Annotated in this window: 3 protein-coding genes; 1 reads left to right on the forward strand and 2 read right to left on the reverse strand. The window is 57.1% G+C overall.

The genetic code is table 11. The annotated features are described in order from the left end of the window. Window positions 1-87: 87 nt before the first annotated feature. Complete coding sequence (locus AC1D1X_RS22980) at window positions 88-333, reverse strand: TIGR04438 family Trp-rich protein (protein WP_477649753.1); 246 nt, start codon at window positions 331-333, stop codon at window positions 88-90. Between the two features lie 124 nt (window positions 334-457). On the opposite strand from AC1D1X_RS22980, the gene AC1D1X_RS22985 reads away from it, so the two are divergent. Next, window positions 458-772 (forward strand): c-type cytochrome, encoded by a 315-nt coding sequence (locus AC1D1X_RS22985; protein ID WP_457280326.1) that lies wholly within the window; start codon window positions 458-460, stop codon window positions 770-772. 188 nt (window positions 773-960) lie between these two features. On the opposite strand, the gene AC1D1X_RS22990 is transcribed toward AC1D1X_RS22985, so the two are convergent. Continuing rightward, the coding region (locus tag AC1D1X_RS22990) for an AMP-binding enzyme (protein ID WP_477699297.1) at window positions 961-1,561 on the reverse strand (601 nt) is incomplete at its 5' end.

Genomic DNA, 1,561 nt, shown 5'->3' on the forward strand with positions numbered 1-1,561 from the left:
CTTCACGGGCTCTTTGCTTTGGAGCCAGCTGCCAGTTGCAAAAACCGGGTAACTTGCCTGGCGTCTTAGCTAGTTGCGCTGTATCAGCTATTTCTTTTTCTTCGCCGAAAGCATACCCATGGCGTCGCGCTGCTTGTCGATGCGGTCTTGCCTGCGTTTGTCCATCTTGTCTACTTCCCTGCGCTTGGTATAGCCCGATGCATCCGCCCACCACCACCAGAGGGCTGCAAGCACGAATGGAGAAAGCACAATCCACCAGCTTAACGTGGCAACGGGCCCGATTTCGAGATACTTCAGTGCCAACGCAACAATTCCAACCAATAGAAAAAACATCTGTAACTCCTCTGAATGTGTGGTGGTCTGGCCGGGTCAACCCTTGAAACCCGGGTCAACCGGCACCACTACAATGACGTTAATTGACTGTAACCGAATCCACAACTCCCCACGAGGACAATCCATGAAACGCATTCTTTCGGTCATCGCTTCCATGGCTGCAGTTTTTGCAGTATCGACCCCTGCACTGGCGGATCTGCAACTGGCAACCGCAAAAAACTGCATGGCTTGCCACGCCGTTGACAAAAAACTGGTTGGGCCCTCCTACAAGGATGTCGCAGCCAAATATGCTGGGCAAAAAGACGCAGCCGACAAGCTCGCTGCCAAAGTCATCAAGGGCGGTTCAGGCGTCTGGGGCCCGGTGCCTATGCCAGCCAACGCCCAGGTAAGCCCAGACGAAGCCAAAAAACTGGTTGCCTGGATCCTGACCCAGAAATAACCGAGGGCTTCTCGCCCATAAAAAAGCCCGTCAATGACGGGCTTTTTTTATGCCGACTTCAGAATCGCTGCTTTTCAGACAGCTGATCGAGAATGGCAGGGTTTTGTGGCCACGTCACATCGCTTCGCGATATGAGTGTCCCCCAACCCTGCCCCAGCTTCGCTGACGCGGCTACGCCACGTTCTCGATCACTGCTTTTCAGACAGCTGATCGAGAATGGCAGGGTTTTCAAGCGTCGAGGTGTCCTGGGTGATGGTCTCGCCCTTGGCGATGCCGCGCAACAGACGGCGCATGATCTTGCCACTTCGGGTCTTGGGCAGGTTGTCGCCAAAGCGGATGTCCTTGGGCTTGGCGATCGGGCCGATTTCTTTGCCCACCCAGTCGCGCAGCTCCTTGGCAATCGCCTTGGCTTCTTCACCCGTCGGGCGTGAACGCTTGAGCACTACAAAGGCCACAATGGCCTCGCCCGTCAGGTCATCGGGCCGCCCCACCACGGCGGCCTCGGCCACCAGCGTAGAGTGCGCTACCAGCGCCGATTCGATTTCCATGGTGCCCATGCGATGGCCCGACACATTCAGCACGTCATCGATACGGCCGGTGATGCGGAAATAGCCGTTGTCGACATTGCGCACTGCCCCGTCGCCGGCCAGGTAAATCGTGCCGCCCATTTCTTCGGGAAAATAGCTTTTCTTGAAGCGGTCCGGGTCGTYCCAGATGGTGCGGATCATGGAGGGCCAGGGCCGCTTGACGACCAGCATGCCGCCCGCGCCATTGGGGAGATCCTTGCCG

This window comes from Polaromonas sp. P1_G4, from assembly GCF_056405475.1.

What these genes read in the sequence shown, in the direction of transcription:
- AC1D1X_RS22980 (WP_477649753.1), bottom strand. Translation starts at nt 333, where the DNA reads ATGTTTTTTCTATTGGTTGGAATTGTTGCGTTGGCACTGAAGTATCTC.
- AC1D1X_RS22985 (WP_457280326.1), top strand. Translation starts at nt 458, where the DNA reads ATGAAACGCATTCTTTCGGTCATCGCTTCCATGGCTGCAGTTTTTGCA.